Below are 820 nucleotides of genomic sequence, written 5' to 3' on the forward strand. Positions count from 1 at the left end.
CAGTCTCGCGGGGCAGTTTGCCCACGATTTTCAATACCGCGATATACAGCACCGGCACCAGGATAATCCCGAACGTGGCGGAAAAGATGATGCCGCCCAGCATTCCCGTTCCGATCGATTTCTGTGCCGCGGCACCGGCACCGCTGGCCGTTGCAAGCGGCAGGATGCCGAAGCCGAATGCCAGCGTTGTCATCAGGATCGGGCGAAGCCGTTGGCGCGATGCAAGCAGGATGGAATCGAAAACGTCCTTGCCGGATTTGCGCAGGGTTTCCGCGAACTCGATGATCCTGGATCCAGCGCATCACGCGCCCAGTCCCCAAGCAGGTTGATTGCAAGGATACACATCGACAGTGCAAACCCCGGCCAGAAAATCAGTTCGGGTTTGAGCCGGAAATAGATCCGGGTCTCGGCCATGATATTGCCCCAGGTCGGAGTTTCGGTTGAAACCCCCGCACCCAGAAAAGACAGGATCGCCTCTGTCAGGATGGCAGACGCACAGACATAGGTTGCCTGCACCGTCAACGGGGCGAAGGTATTCGGCATCAGATGGCGCCACAAAATCCGCGGCAGCGAGGTGCCCATGGAGATTGCCGCCTCTACATAAGGCTCTTCCCGCGCCGACAGCACGATGGATCGCACCAGCCGCACGACACGTGGAATTTCCGGAATCGTGATGCGCTCCAATTTCTCATTGCGCTTGGTAGAGCCATCGCCCGCATATTTATGTGTGGAAGATGTATCCACCGCACTTCCCAATGAAGCGTCGCCGGAAATCTTGCCTTCCAGGCGCTGCGGCAAGCCCAGAAGATCAGGGATCTTC

At 58.0% G+C, this 820-nt stretch carries 2 protein-coding genes; both read right to left on the minus strand.

Annotated features, from left to right (window positions below; all coding sequences use genetic code 11):
• On the minus strand, positions 1-286 hold a 286-nt coding region (locus TR36_RS14075; RefSeq protein WP_153010592.1), incomplete at its 3' end, for an efflux RND transporter permease subunit.
• The coding region (locus TR36_RS15170; protein WP_153010591.1) for an ABC transporter permease at positions 193-820 on the minus strand (628 nt) is incomplete at its 5' end. The genes TR36_RS14075 and TR36_RS15170, both read right to left, overlap by 94 nt.

The organism is Falsirhodobacter sp. alg1, from assembly GCF_000739715.2.
Taxonomy (GTDB): domain Bacteria; phylum Pseudomonadota; class Alphaproteobacteria; order Rhodobacterales; family Rhodobacteraceae; genus Falsirhodobacter.